This window comes from Pantoea sp. sgz302252, assembly GCF_042610525.1.
Taxonomy (GTDB): Bacteria; Pseudomonadota; Gammaproteobacteria; order Enterobacterales; family Enterobacteriaceae; genus Erwinia.
The window spans coordinates 137446-156146 of record NZ_JBHDVM010000003.1; the positions used below are offsets into that span (position 1 = coordinate 137446).

General features: G+C 49.1%; 15 protein-coding genes and 1 tRNA gene. 10 read left to right on the plus strand and 6 right to left on the minus strand.

Annotated features, from left to right (window positions below; all coding sequences use genetic code 11):
* Window positions 1-248: 248 nt before the first annotated feature.
* Both ACETPC_RS06910 and ACETPC_RS06915 read left to right on the plus strand, forming a co-directional pair.
* Window positions 249-656, plus strand: a complete 408-nt coding sequence (locus tag ACETPC_RS06910; RefSeq protein ID WP_380179944.1) for a YsnF/AvaK domain-containing protein — start codon at window positions 249-251, stop codon at window positions 654-656.
* Between the two features lie 22 nt (window positions 657-678).
* Window positions 679-1749 (plus strand): YsnF/AvaK domain-containing protein, encoded by a 1071-nt coding sequence (locus ACETPC_RS06915; protein ID WP_380179946.1) that lies wholly within the window; start codon window positions 679-681, stop codon window positions 1747-1749.
* Between the two features lie 201 nt (window positions 1750-1950).
* On the opposite strand, the gene ACETPC_RS06920 is transcribed toward ACETPC_RS06915, so the two are convergent.
* The 4 genes from ACETPC_RS06920 to ACETPC_RS06935 all read right to left on the minus strand — a co-directional run bounded on the left by ACETPC_RS06920 (window position 1951) and on the right by ACETPC_RS06935 (window position 6347).
* The gene (locus ACETPC_RS06920) at window positions 1951-2418 is read right to left on the minus strand and encodes a DUF943 family protein (protein WP_380179948.1); all 468 of its coding nucleotides are present in this window, start codon (window positions 2416-2418) and stop codon (window positions 1951-1953) included.
* The gene (locus ACETPC_RS06925; RefSeq protein ID WP_380179950.1) at window positions 2408-3253 is read right to left on the minus strand and encodes a YPO3983 family protein; all 846 of its coding nucleotides are present in this window, start codon (window positions 3251-3253) and stop codon (window positions 2408-2410) included. Before ACETPC_RS06925 ends, ACETPC_RS06920 begins: the two co-directional genes overlap by 11 nt.
* A 220-nt stretch (window positions 3254-3473) precedes the next feature.
* Window positions 3474-4751: a DUF445 domain-containing protein gene (locus ACETPC_RS06930; protein ID WP_380179952.1), complete on the minus strand. Its 1278-nt coding sequence runs from the start codon at window positions 4749-4751 to the stop codon at window positions 3474-3476.
* Between the two features lie 63 nt (window positions 4752-4814).
* A complete protein-coding gene (locus ACETPC_RS06935) occupies window positions 4815-6347 on the minus strand; it encodes a hypothetical protein (RefSeq protein ID WP_380179954.1) in 1533 nt (510 codons plus the stop codon).
* Between the two features lie 158 nt (window positions 6348-6505).
* Between ACETPC_RS06935 and ACETPC_RS06940 the strand changes: the two genes are divergently transcribed.
* Window positions 6506-7129 carry a LysE family translocator gene (locus ACETPC_RS06940; protein WP_380179956.1) on the plus strand — a complete coding sequence of 208 codons (624 nt, stop codon included), beginning with the start codon at window positions 6506-6508 and terminating at the stop codon, window positions 7127-7129.
* Window positions 7130-7218: 89 nt separating this feature from the next.
* Here ACETPC_RS06940 and ACETPC_RS06945 read toward each other — a convergent pair whose 3' ends face one another.
* Window positions 7219-7725, minus strand: a complete 507-nt coding sequence (locus ACETPC_RS06945; protein ID WP_380179958.1) for a DUF2501 domain-containing protein — start codon at window positions 7723-7725, stop codon at window positions 7219-7221.
* Between the two features lie 196 nt (window positions 7726-7921).
* Window positions 7922-8329 (minus strand): hypothetical protein, encoded by a 408-nt coding sequence (locus tag ACETPC_RS06950; RefSeq protein WP_380179960.1) that lies wholly within the window; start codon window positions 8327-8329, stop codon window positions 7922-7924.
* A 195-nt stretch (window positions 8330-8524) separates the two neighbouring features.
* On the opposite strand from ACETPC_RS06950, the gene ACETPC_RS06955 reads away from it, so the two are divergent.
* The 7 genes from ACETPC_RS06955 (at window position 8525) to ACETPC_RS06985 (ending at window position 18689) form a co-directional block, all read left to right on the plus strand.
* Window positions 8525-8609, plus strand: a tRNA-Leu gene (locus ACETPC_RS06955).
* A 626-nt stretch (window positions 8610-9235) separates the two neighbouring features.
* Window positions 9236-9595, plus strand: a complete 360-nt coding sequence (locus ACETPC_RS06960; protein WP_380179961.1) for a type II toxin-antitoxin system RelE/ParE family toxin — start codon at window positions 9236-9238, stop codon at window positions 9593-9595.
* Window positions 9579-9902, plus strand: a complete 324-nt coding sequence (locus ACETPC_RS06965) for a helix-turn-helix domain-containing protein (RefSeq protein WP_380179962.1) — start codon at window positions 9579-9581, stop codon at window positions 9900-9902. Before ACETPC_RS06960 ends, ACETPC_RS06965 begins: the two co-directional genes overlap by 17 nt.
* Window positions 9903-10013: 111 nt before the next feature.
* On the plus strand, window positions 10014-10934 hold the full coding sequence (locus ACETPC_RS06970; protein ID WP_380179963.1) for a COG2958 family protein: 921 nt from the start codon (window positions 10014-10016) through the stop codon (window positions 10932-10934).
* A 1213-nt stretch (window positions 10935-12147) separates the two neighbouring features.
* Window positions 12148-15660: a type I restriction-modification system endonuclease gene (gene hsdR, locus ACETPC_RS06975; RefSeq protein ID WP_380179965.1), complete on the plus strand. Its 3513-nt coding sequence runs from the start codon at window positions 12148-12150 to the stop codon at window positions 15658-15660.
* A gap of 72 nt (window positions 15661-15732) precedes the next feature.
* The gene (locus tag ACETPC_RS06980; RefSeq protein ID WP_380179967.1) at window positions 15733-17319 is read left to right on the plus strand and encodes an N-6 DNA methylase; all 1587 of its coding nucleotides are present in this window, start codon (window positions 15733-15735) and stop codon (window positions 17317-17319) included.
* A complete protein-coding gene (locus ACETPC_RS06985) occupies window positions 17316-18689 on the plus strand; it encodes a restriction endonuclease subunit S (RefSeq protein ID WP_380179969.1) in 1374 nt (457 codons plus the stop codon). Before ACETPC_RS06980 ends, ACETPC_RS06985 begins: the two co-directional genes overlap by 4 nt.
* The last annotated feature ends 12 nt before the right edge of the window (window positions 18690-18701 follow it).

Consider the following 18701-nt stretch of genomic DNA (forward strand, 5'->3'; position numbering starts at 1 on the left):
CTGAGTTCTTATTTATATCCGGCTATATGCATAAATCTGCAATATTTAAGTAAGAAAGTTCCGTAAACAGAAAAAAAGATTAATGTATATATAATTAAAGCGGTTACAACATCTGTTACATTTTGCGGCTTAATTGGGGAGGCAGTCTCGAAACAGTCTACTACTATTAATGGCGTGTGCAACAAAACGAGGCGCCGGATAAAAAGATTTTTTAGTCTGTGGGGCTTTAAATCTCAGAGGTAAACTTTATGGGAAATAAAAATGCGCCGCTTGCTGAAAAATTCAAAGAGACGGAGTCGATGCCGCTCGCTGAAGAGCAGGCCAGCATCGCTAAGCAGCGCAAGGTTCACAGTCGGATTAGTCTGACCCGCTCTACGCAAGAAGTAGAGAAGTTACTGGAAACCGAGCTGACGCATGAGCATGTTGATATCGAACACGTTGCTAAGAATTATCAGGTTGCCGATGATTATTCCGCTGAAATTCGTCAGGAAGGGGATGTGCTTATTATCCCCGTGATTGAAGAGCAGGTAGAAATAATCACTAAGCGGGTGCTTAAGGAAGAAATACATATTCATAAGCATGCCAGTAAAGAAGAGTTTCAGCAGAAAGTCACTCTGCGTAATCAGGAAGTTAAAATTACGAAGCAGAAACTTTAAACCTATTAACGAGGATCTATTTATGTCACATGAAAAAATCGTCACCGCATTCAACGAAGTCACCCAGGCGGAAGCGGCAAAACAGAAATTGATCGTCGAAGGTATTGCAGAAAAAAACATTGATATCATCTCCGGTGAAAGATTACGCGTAGAAGATAAAGAGATCCGTCATCCAAGCTTCTGGCAGCGCCTGTTTGGCGATGACGTTGACGACGATTACGCAAGCGAATACAGCAAAGCCATCCGTTCAGGCGGCGTGCTGCTGACGGTTCGCGCACCGAAAGATGAAGCTGACCACATCGAACAGGAGTTAAGCGCCTTTGCTGCTGACTACTCTTCGCTGAGCCACACGGATCGCGATCCGATTAATCGCAACTACGCCGGGGAAACCAACGATCGCGGCCTGCTGAGCGGTACGCAAACCGGCGCGCTGGATTCAACTGAAGCGCCAGTGACAAACGCAGGCGTTAACAGCCTGGGAGCCGGCACCGTGACCAACGGTAGCGACCCGCTGATTAACGAGCGCGATTCCCTGCGCAACGAGCAAGATTCACTGCTCAACCGCGACCGCACCGATCTGGCAGTGTCAGAAACCGACCGTGATGCGCTGAAACTGGCGGAAGAGCAGGTAGATATCGGTAAGCGCCAGATTAATGATGGTTCCGTACGTCTGCGCCGCTTTACCGTAGAAGATGAAGTATCGGAAGATATTTCCCTGTACGACCAGCACGCGGAAGTCTTCCGTCACGCGGTAGATGAGCCGGCCTATCTGAACGACGTGGACTGGTCAGAAAAAACCATTGAGGTTGAGGAATCTCATGAGATCCCAACCGTAGCGAAAACCGCGCGCATTAAAGAAGAAGTCGGCCTGCGTGGTGAAGAGACCGCCCGTGTCGAAACAGTGAAAGACAGCGTGCGCCGTCAGGAAGTGGAAGTTGAGCACACCAATGAAAACCGTGTGCAGAATAACCTGACCGGCAATAACTCTCTGAAGAACGATGTGACTCGTACCGAGAACAATCTTCGTGAGAACGAGCTGACCGACGACAAGGTAGCGCCAAACAAGCTGACCGATGTCGATAAAAAATGGTAATCCATTACTCACTGACAACGTATTAATGGAAGACATGCAGACCCGTGCCGCAAGGCGCGGGTTTTGTTTTATGGCTGTAAATAACAAACTGCCTGAAGGACTATTTCGGCAACAGGAACAGCGCTTCATTTCCTGCTCGGTGCATGGGGCATAAGTCAGAAAACATGATTCTGCTGCTGTCTCTGTACAAGGGAAACCCTGTTATTTACGCTTAATTTCAACGATGTTGCGGTTATCGTCTAAACGATAGACTCCACCCTCATAGACTGTGAAAACGGTGCCCAGATTCGGGCTTTTATCAACAGAGAAAAGGGCATCTTTTTCAATACAGTTTAAAGGCGGTTCCTTGTCGTCAAAACAGAGCCTGTCATAGCCATCGGTTTCCTTGTATCCTTCTCCAAATGACCAGAAGGTAACAGAGAAAAAACCATCTTTTGCCGGATTAGGTACTTTATACTTATCTTGTAAGACAGGGGTGTTTTCCAGCCACCATTTTATTTTCCCGCGAGCGGTAATGGGGAAGTTCTTAACTAAAATATCGCTGAATTCTCCTCTGCCATGAACGGCGATAATATTTACCGGACGTAGCAGTAGCCAGGTTATGTATCCTGTAATAATAGCCACCATGAGTAAAAGCATACTTATTGTTTTTTTATTTTTAAACGTCATATCGGCCCCCACTGATTTCAATAGTAGTTTCCATATTGGTCATAAACGGCTTGAATCTAAATTGATCAAACCGCTGCAGTACAAACCAAATACGAAAAAAAAGAAAGTGGTTGAACCTGAACTTTGAAATATCCTCTACATCAAGGCCGAAGTGATCCTGAACTTTGTAATGTACCACTGCCTGATAACGGTCATTAGCAATCTGTAGCGATTTTAGGGTGATATGTGTTGCCCAAGTATCGTGGACAGTAATACCCATACCGTTAAAATTATCCTGTAATCGGTTAAACTTTGGTAATTTACCTTTCGAAATAGCGTTCCTTATCCTGTATTTTTTCTCTGCCGGATAACATTTTTTTTCCCAGTCAATATTGGCTTTGAGAACATTTTTCACTCTTAACCTTGAACTATTATCAGTATAGTCTTTAAGAATTTGCTCCTTTAGTGCCCGATCCAACACCCCATCCCGAAAAGATGCACCATTACCGTATTGCATATGAGTAATCATCTTTTCGATCATATACTGGTACGGCCCATATCGTGAGAACTGGCGGGATAAGTACCGGAACTCATCAAACAAGATAGCGGCGCATTGCTGGCGGGTAATTTTCTCACCGTTGGGACGTGTATTGCAGCAGAACCGGGATCGTGGGCTATCAAAGGCTGTACGCCGGGTTAGTGTCCAGGGATCGGCCCGGTCAGAGATATAGCTCAGTCCGTAATGAGTTTTCAGCTGTGCCTCGGTCAGATCGCCACAGCACATATCGCTGGCGCTATGGTCGTCCATCCGGTTCCGGGTTTTAAATATAGTGCAGGGAAATTGTAATGCGGCCATGTTGATACACTCCTTGTGTTATCGTCCTTTCGCGCTTCACAGGGAATCATACGCCGCGAAAAGCCAGAGAGTAAACAAGGCGTGGCTCTCTCACTTAAATTCGGATATTTGGCCGCTTTTTATTATTGCTCCGCCCGTATACGCAGGTATAACGGGCTCGCTAAAAACATCATAAATTTTGCACTCGCATCGGCAGGTGCTTACCAGATATCCCTCAAAGTTATATCAGCGCAGGCAGCTGTGAAAGCGCCCAAAGTATCAGGCCAATTACGCCGCCGACCACGGTGCCGTTGATGCGGATGCGCTGCAAATCCTTGCCGATATTCAGCTCTACCTGATGCGACATATCTTTGGCATCCCAGCTTTTCACCGTATCGCTGATATGGCGGCTTAAAAAATCTGAGAACTCCGGCGCCACGCTGGTGGCCGCTTCTTCCATATGCTGGTTAAGCGACGCGCGCAGCTGTGCATCCTGAGTCAGCGTCTCGCCCAGCCATAACGCGGAAGCGCTGACCTTAGCGTGCAGCACGGAGTCCTCTTTATCCAGATCCTGCTTCAGCCAGCCGCGCAGATCGCCCCACAGCTGCGCGATATAGCTGTTCAGCGCTTCATCCTGCTTGAGATAGTTTTTGATCTCTTCCGCTTTCAGCTGCATTTCCGGATCCTTGCGCAGCCGCTCAATCAGCCTCTGCACCGCGCGGTTAAAGCCCTGGCGCAGCTCGTGCGTGCCATCCTGTTCAATATCGTTAAGAATCGATTTCACCGCGTTGGCCGCCAGCTCGGCGCTCTTCTCGCCAACCCATTCCGTCGGCAGGATCTTCTCTTTCACCGGATGTTCGCGCTTCAGCCAGCGCATTACCTGTTGGGCAATAAAATCGTGCGTGGTCGGCTTGTTGATCAGGTGCAGCAACTGAGCGATAGCATCATCCAGCAGCGCCTGATGGCGGTTGTTTTTGGTCAGGCTTTCCAGAATCAGCGCCGCCGACTGTGTCAGATCGACTTTATCAATCGCCTTATGAATAGCGCGGCGCATAAACGCCTGAATGCGCGCATCATCGGCCAGATCGAGAAAGCCGCGCACCACTTTCAGCAGATAACCGCTGATGCGGGCGGCATTAACGGGCTCGCTTAGCCAGCGGGCGATAATCTGCGCCGGATCGTGACGGCGGATTAGCGCCAGCAGTGAATCGGTGTTAAGGAATTTATCCTGCACGAACAGCGCCAGGTTATCGGCAATGCGATCCTTATTACGCGGCACGATAGCGGTATGGCGGCCAACCAACGGGATCGGCACGCGGCGAAACAGCGCGCTAACCGCAAACCAGTCCGCCAAAGCGCCAACCATCGCGGCTTCCGAAACCGCCTTGAGCGCGCCGACCCAAAGGTTCATTGGACGCCAGATGGGATAAAGCACGGTGGCGATAAACAGCAGCGCCGCGCCGCACAGCAGCAGCAGCGGCAGACGTTTGGCTCTCGCCAGTTCGGTTTCTTTGTTCATAAAAGCTTGCCCACTTCCAGTCAATTTCAGCTAAATAGCGCACGGCTTCGCTCCGCCGGGGCTTCAGTATAGTGGATTAGTAAGATCGGGTTTCCAGCGCCAGGTATCCAGCTGCCAGCTGTCAAAATCGACGTGGAAGCGGGCCTGTTGACCATTAGCGATATCGGCAACAATCCCCTCGCGCACTTTACCGGTTTTGTCGCGCCAGCTTGCAATCAGCGTCGGCTGGCCTGCTTTTTCCTCTACGCGCAGCCAGACCGAATCAAGGATCTCATCGCCCAGCGCTTTTCGTCCATCGGTTAAAGTCAGCCGGGTTGCGGCGGCTGGCGTCATCATCAGCGTAGTAATCCAGGCCCCTCGATCGGTGGTCTGGAAGAAGTCGCTGACTTTTCGCAGACGATCGGCAGTTAGCGGCTGTGCCTTCACTATGGCATCAACTAAAGCGGCATTGCCGAACAGCTTTTCCGGCAGAGAGAGGGCATCGCTGCTCTTCTCCAGAGAGAAATAGAGCCAGGGCTTGCCGATACCAAAATTGGAAATCGTCAGCTGTAGACCCTTATCCATTTGGGTAGCGATCAGCTGCGTTAAAGCAGGAATATCTGGCGAAGCCGCTGCTAATCCATGTTCTATTCGGGCAAAAATCAGCGCCTGATAGTAGCCATCCCAGACAAAGCTTTTCTGCTGCTGTAGCTGCTGCTGCCGATAGAGTTCTGTCATCAACGCATCGATATCAGCACCATCGGCACCAATATCAATCAGAAACTTCGCCAGCTCGACGCGATTATGTGCGGATTTAAAGGTATTAAGATTCGCTTGAGCGAACTGGCGCGCCCGATTCTCATCGAACTGCCGCACGTTAGCGAAGGCGTCCATCAGGATATTTTCGTCATAGCCTTTGCTGCGATCGTTCAGCATCTGCAAAGAGAACGGATAAAGCGCACGTTCTTTTTTCATTAATTCCAGCACGGCGACTTTCTTCTCGTTATTGAAATCGTTGCGGCTCAGAACCCCGGCGATTTTCTTGCCGGTATCGTCTTCATAAACCAGGCCAAAAATGCCCCGGCTGGCGATTAACAAACTCAACGCATCTCTGAACTGAAAATTATCGGAAGACGGATTGAGGATGATCGCCATCAGACGCTGCTTTTCGGCCGTATTAAGATGCGGCTGGTTGCCGCCGCCTCTGGCATTGTCTCTGGCGTAGCGCAGAGTAAGCGAATCCAGCAGCGCGTTTGTGCGCAGCTCATCCATAATCTGATGGCTGCCGCTGTTGCCATCGTCAAAACGCAGCCAGCTGTTAACCTTATCGGTAACGATTTCGGTCATCTTGCTGCTCATGCCGCTAATGCCAATAACGCCCGCCAGCGTAAGAACAGAAGCAAACACCACAATAATGCCCAGAACCCATTTACGGGTGTTATCCAGCACCGACATCGTTTTATTAATGGCGCTTTCGGTAATCTCGGCCTTCGCCAGATCGATACGGTCGCTGACCTGCTGCAGTAAACGTTGATTCTCCTCGCGCAGCTTCTCCAGCTCCGCTTTATGCTTTTGCGCATCACGTTCGGCCAACAGCGTTGTTAAATCCATTTGCATGATGTTCTCTTAAGAAAAAGTGAAGGATCGGCGGCTAACGATAATGCAGGCTGGCCGGAGAAGATGCAAACCGCAGAGCCGGGGCGAAAGCCACAGACAGGATCAAAGATGGCGCCCGCCGCAAAATCCTGTAGTTTATTTATTTTTGCGGCGAGGAAATGATGGACGCGAACATTATTGCAGTAGCAACGATTGGCGGCGCGCTGGCGCTGGGTGCGATGAGCCCTGGCCCGAGCTTTATCCTGGTAGCTCGTACGGCGGTAGCCTCTTCGCGGCGCGCGGGCATGGGCGCGGCGCTGGGTATGGGGATTGGCTCCATTGTTATTTCACTGATAGCGCTGATGGGCCTGCATACGCTGCTGGCGGCGGTGCCGTGGCTATGGCTGGTGCTGAAAACCGGCGGCGGCCTTTATCTGCTGTGGATGGCGTTTAAAATGTTCCGCCACGCGAAAGAGCCGCTGCACGTAGCCGCTAACGCCAATATGGGGAAAAGCTTCCGCCGCGCCTTTCTGAGCGCGTTTGTCACACAAATCAGTAACCCGAAAACGGCAGTGGTGTTTGCTGGTATCTTTGCCGCGCTGCTGCCGAAAGTCATCACGCCAGCGATGTATGTGGCGCTGCCGATAGTGTCGATGCTGGTGGACGGCCTGTGGTACGCCTTTGTGGCCTATGCGCTATCGTCCAGCGGCCCGCGCAACACCTATCTGCGCTATAAGGCGACGTTCGACAGGATCGGCGGTAGCGTGATGGCCGCGCTGGGGATTAAGCTGATTGTGAAGTAGAAGAAGGGCGAGCTTTCGGTGCTGGAGTAGTGGGCAGGTGCGCCATCCGTGGCGCGGGAAGGCAGGCGAGGGGACAGCCTCGTCTGACTTTAAGAGATAAACTGTTTGCTCTGTTTCAGCACCAGGTCACAGGCTTTGGTTTTCACCTTTTTACCCAGCTCGGTGTTGCCCAGGCTTTTCAGGTTCACCTGGCGATCGCTACCGGTATTCAACAGGCCCATCAGGCCCTGTTTATAGTCGGTGGTCTCCTGCGCTTTAGTGGTATCCGTCAGGCCCAGCTTGCTCAGCAGCTGATCCTTCACCGAACTAACGTTGTTATCCACCACGTTATTCTTCACGCAATATTGCAGAACGCCAGCGGCGTTAGTCATGCTGTTAGAGCTGAGCTGCTGATTGCCGCCGTCCAGCAGGCCGGTAAGCGCGCCAATAGAAGTGTTGCTGGCCTGGCCAGTAGAAGTGGTGTTATTAGCATTGCCCTGCGTCAGCGAATTCGCCGCGCTGTTCAGCTGATCCTGCCAGCTGGCGGCAGAAGCCACGCCGGCGAACAAGGAAGAAGAAACCGTCAATGCCAAAGCTATCTTAGTTGCTGCTTTCATTTTTATACCCTTTCTGAATTGTCCGGCGCCGCCCAACCCCAACGCGCGCCGATCTCCACAGTCGGACTGCGGGATTGATGTGGAGTTCCCCGCCGCACGCCGTACCGGCCCGGCAGGCCCGGCTTTAAGAGTAGTCCTGGAAAAGCAGGCGCGTCGGCCAGATTTAAGCAAAACCAGCCAGGTGCTGGCTTTGTGTTCAGTATGGCGATAAGGTCAGGTGGATTGTGGTAGCGAAGTTGGTCAGGTTACTGAAGTGCCAGATATCACCTTTTACGGTCAGATAAACAGCGTTGCCCTGTATCGAAGTTTGCGCGTTCTTATCAGAAGTGGAAAGAAACGAAAAATAGCGCTTTTCGATCCCTTGCTGAAAATCGCTATCCGTAACTCCGGCAGGGACTAAATAGTATTTATAGACAAAACCTGTGGTCGCACCTGCGCTGCTTTCCGTTACATAAAGCTCAGTGGCGCTATTAATCTTTATTTTACGAATTAAATCTTCTTCAAAAGGCGAAAAGTGGATGATCTGCCAGAAAGCACAGGCGGACAGAACAACCAGCACAAAAGCCAGCAGATAGCGTTTCTTGAAATTGCGGGATTTTTGCATCCTTTGCTCCTTTCCATGGCAGCCCGAATCCTGAGGAGGAGTGTACCGCCAGGCCATCAGCAGTTACCAGCGACAACGCTGTGTCTGTGAGCAAGCAGGCGTTTTTTTCAGCAGTTGCGCTTAAGCCTGCCGATAGGGGTTGCGGAAACAAGGGGTAAAGGTATAATCCACAACGTTTTCCGCATACCCTTCAGTGCCGAAGTGGCGAAATCGGTAGACGCAGTTGATTCAAAATCAACCGCCGCAAGGCGTGCCGGTTCGATTCCGGCCTTCGGCACCACGTATGCAACAGAAGCTACCTTAGGGTGGCTTTTTTTGTGTCCATAACCTCCCATTGACTTAATTTACTCATAGCAAACCTCTCACAATTTCAACGAGCTGCATTTCTCTGAAGCTTAATAACAGAAATAATCATATTGACCTGCCTTGAACGGATACCCGAGCGCCAAAGCGGGCAGTTGTTGAGGTATTGCGGGGCGCCGATAATGCACTCTTTGCAGCTTCCTGCGATTGCAGATTATCCCCTCAGGCCATTGGCCTGCCCAGGTATCGGTTCAAATCTTCTGTAAAAGTGAACAGTTCGGCACCCGAACTGGTGTGACAGATTCATGAGTCGTTAAGTGAGATTGCTTGCCTCGACGGTTGGGGCAGCTTTGTACTGTGGTATCACTTTCATGCGTGACACGCAAACATTTCATATGACTTTGGCTCGTGACCACCCAAAGGCGTTTCTTAAAGGCCACTGGTATCGTCCTGATACTGGCAACATTGTGAATGTCCGTTGACAGCGAATATGCGCGGTTAAAAATACGGCCAAATTTGTTGACTTTATGCACTTTGCATCAGCGAGCAAACGGAGTAATTTAGCACCAGGTGCTATAGTTAAGGTAACAGGATGTCAGCCTGATGCGCGTATTCAAAACTAAATGGTTCAACAAGGCAGCTAAATCTCATGCGATTAAAGATAGTGAGTTATGCCAGGCTATTGAGGCGGTAGTGCAAGGTAAGGCTGACGATCTTGGTGGGGGCGTTTACAAAAAACGGCTGAACCAGAATCGCGATCGCGCCATTATCCTGGCGAAAGGCGGGGAGCACTGGTTTTACACGTTCCTTTATGCCAAACAGGATATGGCAAACATTGATAATCGCGAACTGGCCGGATTCCGCGAGTTAGCAAAGCACTACGCTGCCCTTGCTGATGAAAAGATTGCGGCACTGATTAAGAGTAAAGAACTGGTGGAGATTTGCCATGACCGCAAAAAGTAAATTCAAAAGTCCTGCATTTGAGGCCATCCACAGCGCGGCTTCTGGATTGTTCAGCGTTGATGCTATCCCACAGGAAACGATGCGCAATTTTGATAAAGCGTGCCTTAATAACGTTGATGAGCTTCAACCCATTGAGATTAAAGCGCTGCGCGAGAAGCTGAACGTTAGCCAACCCGTTTTTGCCAGTTACCTGAACACCAGTGTGTCAACGGTGCAGAAATGGGAAAGCGGTGTAAAACGTCCAAGTGGATTATCGCTGAAACTGCTTAGCGTGGTGCAGAAGCATGGGTTGAAGGTACTGGTTTGACCAAACAGTAAAATGTCATAGCCTATGATTTTAAAGGAATTTTCCACAATAATTCCTGTGTATCATAGTATGGTTATGAGATAACAACATATACGTACATGTAGGAGAAATATGACCAGTCGTCCTCAAATGATTATTAATGTATTACAGGCGAACCCCGAAGAGCAGTTTACGGCCCGTCAGCTTGCGCAAAAAATAATTGATCATTATAGTGCCGAACTGGCCGAAAAACGTCAAAATCCTCGATTTACCAGTGATGAAGATTTTTTAAGTCAAATCGCGGCTGAAATAGGCGGTAGTCGAACTATTCAGGCAAAAATGCTTTGCCCTCAGGTTATGACGCGGGACAAACCGAGACCACGCCTGTTTTATTGGAGCGAGCCTGCCGTTGAACAGGAAAATATTGATATCACGCCTGAGCCGACGGTGGAAACAATCAGCTTTAGCGAACATTCTTTATATCCGATATTAATCGAGTATCTTTCACAAGAAGAAGGGCTGTTCTGTCGCCGCATTGACGAAAAGCGTTCCAGTAATAATAAAGGATTGGGTGGTAACCATTGGCTTTACCCTGATATTGTTGCGCTGGAGCCGTTGGGAAAGGAGTGGGATGCGGTTGTGCAAAACTGCGTTCGCCATAGTGAAGGACGTTTAACGCGCCTGTGGTCTTTTGAAGTGAAAAAACAGTTGAACCGCAGCAACGTACGAGAATGCTTTTTCCAGGCGGTCAGCAATTCCAGCTGGGCGCATTTTGGCTATCTGGTTGCCACTGAAATTAATGAAGATAAACAGCGTAGCGTAGAACGTGAATTGCAGATGCTGTGTGCATTGCATGGTATCGGCGTCATTCTTCTGGATCCACAAGATTTTACTAATAGCCAGACGTTGATCCCGGCACGCGAACGCACCAGTGTGGATTGGCAGTCGGTAAACCGATTGGTAATAGAGAACAGGGATTTTAAATACTTTATTGGACTGGTTACTGATTATCATCAGACTGGGAAAATACACAAAGCGCTATGGAATAGATAATATTATTTTTTAATTTCATTGCTTGAGCTCACAGTTGGAAGCAGTTAATGTCATTATTACTTTCTTTTAATCATCGGTAGGCGCTTAGGAGATTTTGATGGTAACCAGGGAAAGCATGAAACAATGGATCATTGAGTGTCTACAAGAGCGGGGTGGCAGTGCCTGGCCGCGTGAAGTTTCAAAGTACGTATGGGACAGCTACGAGGCTGAGCTCAGGGATTCAGGGGATATGTTGTATACGTGGCAATATGACATTCGCTGGGCCGCTCAACAGTTGAGAAACGCGGGCACTATGAAACCAGTAAATAGACGTAAGGACTTGCCATGGGAATTAGCGTAATACTAGTTGATTTGATGCTAACGTTTGTTTCGCGTTCATCACCGGTTTCGCTTAGTACTGTTGGCAACGTGTCTCTCTAAAAAAGCTTTCCTCCCCGCTTGCATATTGCTTTTAAAGCCATATCTGTGTTCTGCTGATATGGCTTTATACCCGCTAACTGTGCCTATGTTGTACGGATTTTAACTTGTGGGGACAAGTGCGGGTGGGGTTTTATTTCCGTTTATAAATTACCTTGATATTATACTGTTAGGTATGGGATTCGAGTCATTCCTTCTCACCAATAATAGAGGTGTAGAAATCAAAGCCGGTTACGAGCTGATCTTTTTATGCCTGAGCTTCGGTCCCTGGAAAATATTCCTCGAATTATCTTTTATTCTAAACTTATCCTGTTCAATCTACATCAATTTACTAATGCGAGGACGAAGACGGTTATATTCCCTTTTGGTATTGATTGTATGTATACGGAGTTTTTGAAAAGGTATTTAACGTACCTATAAGTAGCGTGAAAATTTGTACGGCTTAAATCTGCAAGGCCGTAAATCTGTAAAAGCGTAGGTTGATGTCGTAGTGGATGGCTAGTAATCTGAATGCGAACAGGAAACCTGCTCGATTTTAAAGATTAATAACATATCTAAACAATAACAATGATTACGTAATGCTATAAAACCAAGTGATACGCTCACCAAGAGTGAGTGTTTCTGTAAAATCTTGGTACTGTTTAAGCGGCTACAACATCAAAAAAGTAGACTCGTTCTTTAGCTTTAGTTATCTGATACAACTTTTCGTATTGCTCTGAAAAGGGTGGGAAGCTAAGATAAAAATTTATAAACCTGAAATGTATGGAAAAGCTGATACAGCAATGGATTAATAACAATGATGAACAAATCCAATTTTGACTTCCTTAAGGGTGTAAACGACTTCACCTATGCCATCGCCTGTGCGGCGGAAAACAATTATCCGGATGATCCCAACACTACATTGGTTAAAATGCGTATGTTTGGCGAAGCGACGGCTAAACATCTTGGCCTGCTGTTAGGCATTCCGCCTTGCGAGAATCAACACGACCTCCTGCGCGAACTAGGCAAAATTTCCTTCGTTGATGACAACATCCTTTCTGTATTCCACAAATTGCGCCGAATCGGTAACCAGGCGGTGCATGAATACCATAATGATCTCGATGATGCTCAGATGTGCTTGCGGCTTGGCTTCCGTTTGGGGGTTTGGTACTACCGTTTGGTAACCAAAAATTATGACTTTCCCGTGCCTGTTTTTGCTTTGCCGGAACGTGGCGAAAACCTTTATCACCAGGAAGTGCTAACGCTAAAACAGCAGCTTGAACAGCAATCACGTGAAAAAGCGCAGAGTCAGTCAGAACTGGATGTACAGCAGCAGAAGCTGGTTAGTCTGAATGGCTATATCGCTATTTTGGAAGGTAAACAGCAGGAAACCGAAGCACAAACCCGGGCACGACTTGCGGCACTTGAAGCCCAATTAGCCGAGAAAAATGCGGAGCTGGCGAAACAGACTGAACAGGAACGTAAGGCATACCAAAAAGAAATTACCGATCAGGCCATCAAGCGTACACTTGACCTCAGTGAAGAAGAGAGCCGTTTCCTGATTGATGCACAATTGCGTAAAGCGGGCTGGAAAGCCGATAGCAAAAATCTGCGCTTCGCCAAAGGGGCGCTGCCGGAGCTGGGTATTAATAAAGCCATTGCTGAATGGCCTACCGGCAAAGATGAAACGGGTAAGCAAGGCTTTGCGGATTATGTTCTGTTTGTTGGCCTTAGACCCATCGCGGTAGTTGAAGCGAAACGTAAAAATATCGATGTCCCCAGCAAACTTAATGAATCTTATCGCTACAGTAAATACTTCGATAATGCTTTCTTACGCGATACGCTGCTGAAGCACTATGCTGCCGACGAAGTGCACGAAGCGATACCGGTATATGAAGTCAGCTGGCAGGATACCAGCGACAAACAGCGCTTTAAAATTCCTTTCTGCTACTCCACCAACGGGCGTGAATACCGTGCGGCAATGAAAACCAAAAGTGGCATCTGGTATCGCGACGTCCGTTACACCACCAATATGTCAAAAGCGCTGCCGGAGTGGCATCGCCCGGAAGAACTGTTGGATATGCTCGGCAGCGATCCGCAGAGACAAAATCAGTGGTTTGCTAATAATCCGGGGATGAACGAGCTGGGCCTGCGCTATTATCAGGAAGATGCCGTTCGAGCTGTCGAAAACGCCATCATCAATGGGCAGCAAGAGATCCTGCTGGCGATGGCGACCGGTACCGGTAAAACTCGTACCGCGATCGCCCTGATGTTCCGCTTGATCCAGTCCCAGCGTTTTAAACGTATTCTTTTCCTGGTGGATCGACGTTCACTCGGTGAGCAGGCGCTTAGCGCGTTTGAAGATACGCGTATTAACGGCGATACCTTTAACAGCATCTTTGATATCAAAGGGCTAACGGATAAATTTCCGGAAGACAGCACTAAGATTCACGTTGCCACGGTTCAGTCGCTCGTCAAACGCACCCTGCAATCGGACGAACCAATGCCGGTTGGCCGCTACGACTGTATCGTCGTGGACGAAGCACATCGCGGCTACATTCTTGATAAAGAGCAGACTGAGGGTGAACTGCAATTCCGTAGCCAGCTTGATTACGTTTCTGCCTATCGTCGTATCCTCGATCATTTTGATGCCGTAAAGGTCGCGCTGACCGCAACGCCAGCTCTGCATACGGTGCAGATCTTCGGCGATCCGGTTTATCGCTATACCTATCGTACTGCGGTCATCGACGGTTATCTGATCGACCAGGATCCGCCAATTCAGATCACGACCCGTAATGCACAGGATGGCGTTTATCTTGCTCAGGGTGAGCAGGTAGAACGCATCAGCTCGCAGGGTGAAGTGATTAACGACACCCTGGAAGACGAGCAGGATTTTGAGGTCGCCGACTTTAACCGTAAGCTGATTATTCCCGCGTTTAACCGCGCCGTCTGTAACGAACTGACTGACTATCTTGATCCGACCGGACTGCAAAAAACACTGGTATTCTGTGTCACCAATGCCCATGCCGATATGGTGGTGGAAGAGCTACGTGCCGCATTTAAGAAAAAGTATCCGCAGCTGGAACACGACGCGATTATCAAGATTACCGGTGATGCCGATAAAGACTCGCGTAAAGTGCAGACTATGATCACCCGCTTTAACAAAGAGCGGCTGCCCAATATCGTCGTCACTGTCGATCTGCTGACCACCGGCGTTGATATTCCATCAATCTGTAATATTGTTTTCCTGCGTAAGGTACGCAGCCGCATTCTGTACGAGCAAATGAAAGGCCGAGCGACGCGTCTGTGTCCGGCAGTGGCGAAAACCAGCTTTAAGATTTTCGACTGTGTCGATATCTATAGCTCGCTGGAAAGTGTCGATACCATGCGCCCGGTGGTTGTCCGTCCTCAGGTTGAACTGCAAACGCTGGTCAATGAAATCACCGATTCCGAGACCTACAAAACCATCGAGGCGGATGGTCGCAGCTTTGCTGAGCACAGCCATGAACAGCTGGTCGCCAAGCTCCAGCGTATTATCGGCCTGGCCACGTTTAACCGTGACCGCAGCGAAACAGTAGATAAGCAGGTGCGTCGTTTGGATGAGCTATGCCAGGACGCTGCGGGCGTTAATTTTAACGGTTTCGCCTCGTGTCTGCGGAAAAAAGGAGCGCACTGGAGTGCCGAAGTCTTCAACAAACTGCCCGGCTTTATTGCCCGTCTTGAGAAGCTGAAAATCGACATCAATAATTTAAATGATGCGCCAATCTTCCTCGATATTGACGATGAAGTGGTAAGCGTTAAATCGCTCTATGGTGATTACGACACGCCGCAGGATTTCCTTGAAGCTTTTGATTCGCTGGTGCAACGTTCCCCAAATGCGCAGCCAGCCTTGCAGGCAGTAATCAATCGCCCGCGTGACCTTACTCGCAAAGGGCTTGTCGAACTGCAGGAGTGGTTTGATCGGCAGCACTTTGAGGAATCTTCCCTGCGCAAAGCCTGGAAAGAGACGCGCAATCAGGATATCGCTGCCCGCCTAATTGGCCATATCCGTCGTGCAGCGGTGGGTGATGCGCTGAAGCCGTTTGATGAGCGTGTCGATTATGCGCTGGAGCGCATCAAAGGCGAAAACGACTGGAGCAGTGAACAACTGACCTGGCTCGATCGTTTAGCCACCGCGCTGAAAGAGAAGGTGGTGCTTGACGACGATGTCTTTAAAACGGGCAATTTTCATCGGCGTGGCGGCAAGGCGATGCTGCAAAAAACGTTCGATGATAATCTCGACAACCTGCTCGATAAGTTCAGCGATTACATCTGGGACGAGCCAGCTTAACGCGTTATCATTCCCGACAATGTCTTCTTCTGCGGCCCCAATAAGGGCCGCTGTTTATTTACGGAACTCTCAATGAATAATAACGATCTGGTCGCGAAGCTGTGGAAGCTGTGCGATAACCTGCGCGATGGCGGCGTTTCCTATCAAAACTACGTTAACGAACTCGCCTCGCTGCTGTTTCTGAAAATGTGTAAAGAGACCGGCCAGGAAGCGGACTACCTGCCGGAAGGCTATCGCTGGGATGATCTGAAATCCCGTATCGGCCAAGAGCAGATGCAGTTTTACCGTAACCTGCTGGTGCATCTGGGGGCAGACAGTCAAAAACTGGTGCAGGCGGTATTCCATAATGTCAGCACCACCATTGAGCACCCCAAACAGCTGACTGAACTGGTCAGCTATATGGACGCACTGGACTGGTACAACGGCACGCACGGCAAATCCCGCGATGACTTCGGTGATATGTACGAAGGGTTGTTGCAGAGGAACGCGAACGAAACCAAGTCTGGTGCCGGCCAGTACTTCACCCCGCGTCCGCTGATCAAAACCATCATCCACCTGCTGAAACCGCAGCCGCGTGAGGTAGTACAGGATCCGGCAGCGGGCACGGCGGGTTTTCTGATTGAAGCCGACCGCTACGTTAAATCGCAGACTAACGATCTCGATGACCTTGATAACGATACGCAGGATTTCCAGATTCACCGTGCCTTTGTTGGCCTGGAACTGGTGCCCGGCACTCGCCGACTGGCGCTGATGAACTGCCTGCTGCACGATATTGAAGGGAACCTCGACCACGGTGGCGCGATCCGTCTGGGTAACACGCTGGGTAGCGATGGTGAAACGTTGCCGATGGCGCATGTGGTCGCTACCAACCCACCGTTTGGCAGCGCGGCGGGCACCAATATTACCCGCACCTTCGTTCACCCGACCAGCAACAAACAGCTCTGCTTTATGCAGCATATCGTTGAAACCCTGCTCCCCGGCGGGCGTGCAGCGGTAGTGGTGCCGGATAACGTGTTGTTTGATCGGGTGGGTTTAGAAATCAGGCGAGACTTAATGGATAAGTGCCATCTGCATACCATTCTGCGCCTGCCAACCGGTATTTTTTACGCTCAGGGCGTGAAGACCAACGTACTGTTCTTTACCAAAGGCACTGTGGCGAAGCCAACTCAGGATAAAAACTGCACCGATGACGTGTGGGTGTACGACCTGCGTACCAATATGCCGAGCTTCGGCAAGCGCACGCCGTTTACCGACGACCATTTACAGCCGTTTGAGCGCGTATATGGCGAAGACCCGCACGGCTTAAGCCAGCGTAGTGAAGGTGAGTGGAGTTTTCACGCTGAAGAGACTGAAATTGCCGACAGTGAAGAGAACAAAAACACCGATCAACATCTGGCTACCAGCCGCTGGCGCAAGTTCAGCCGCGAGTGGATCCGCACGGCGAAGTCCGATTCGCTGGATATCTCCTGGCTGAAAGATAAAGACAGTATTGTTGCCGACAACCTGCCGGAGCCGGATATTTTAGCGGCAGAAGCGATGGGCGAACTGGTACAGGCGATGGGCGAACTGGATGCGCTGATGCGTGAGCTGGGTGCTAGCGATGAAGCCGATGCGCAGCGTCAATTGCTGGAAGAAGCATTTGGTGAGGTGAAGGGATGAGTACGGGGAATTTGCCAGAGGGGTGGGTTGACACTCAATTAGGTAATGTCATCGAGTATGGTAAAACCTCTAAAAAAGACTTATCTGATGTTAATGGCGAAACATGGGTGCTGGAACTAGAAGATATCGAAAAGGACTCATCAAAATTACTTAATAAAGTAGTCGCCAGCAATCGACCTTTCAAAAGTACTAAAAATAGCTTTAAGAAAGGCGATGTTCTTTACGGTAAGCTTCGTCCCTATCTTAATAAAATTATCATTGCAAGCGATGATGGCGTATGTACCACTGAAATTATTCCAATGAATGCAGAACCAGCTTGCTGCAACAAATATCTATTTTTTTGGTTAAAAAGTTCAACATTTCTAGGATATGTGAGTGACGTTAGTTATGGCGTAAATATGCCCCGTCTGGGAACATCTGATGGCCTTAAAGCACCGCTGCGTTTAGCCCCACTCGCCGAACAAAAAATTATCGCTGAAAAACTCGATACGCTACTGGCGCAGGTAGACAGCACCAAAGCACGTCTTGAGCAAATCCCAAAAATCCTGAAACGTTTTCGTCAGGCGGTTCTCGGGGCAGCAGTTAATGGAAGTTTGACAGAATCATGGCGCAGTAAAAACAAATTTTCTCATGATAAATGGGAGAGGGTAGCTTTAAGCCATATAGTAAAAAAAATTGAGGCCGGGAAAAGCCTTAAATGTATTGAAACGCCACCTCATGAGCAACAATATGGGATTGTAAAGATTAGTGCAGTCACTTGGGGAGAATATAATGAGGAAGAAAGTAAAACTCTCCCTGATGACTCTTTATTTATTGAGTCAAGAAGAATAGCTGTTGGTGATTTTCTGATATCCAGGGCGAATACTCTCGAACTCTTAGGGAACCCTGTAATTGTAAAGCAGGTAACCAAGAACCTTATGCTAAGTGACAAAGTTTTGCGTTTAGTCATGATAGATAGCGATAAGCCGTGGATAAATATTTTTCTACGCTCTTGTTATGGTAGGAAGGAAATTGAGTTTCGTTCCACGGGAAATCAGCTATCAATGAGAAATATAGGGCAGAAAGCATTGCTTGAAATTCCTATACCTAAGCCATCTATTGAAGAACAAGTGGAAATCGCCCGCCGTGTCGAACAACTCTTCGCCTATGCCGACACCATAGAAAAACAGGTCAACAACGCGCTTTCACGCGTCAATAACCTGACGCAATCGATCCTGGCGAAAGCATTCCGGGGTGAACTTACTGCGCAGTGGCGGGCAGAAAACCCTGAATTGATCAGCGGAGAAAACAGCGCTGCCGCATTACTGGAAAAAATCAAAGCCGAACGTGCAGCCAGCACAGGTAAAAAAGCGTCGCGTAAAAAATCCTGATTCTTATTTATT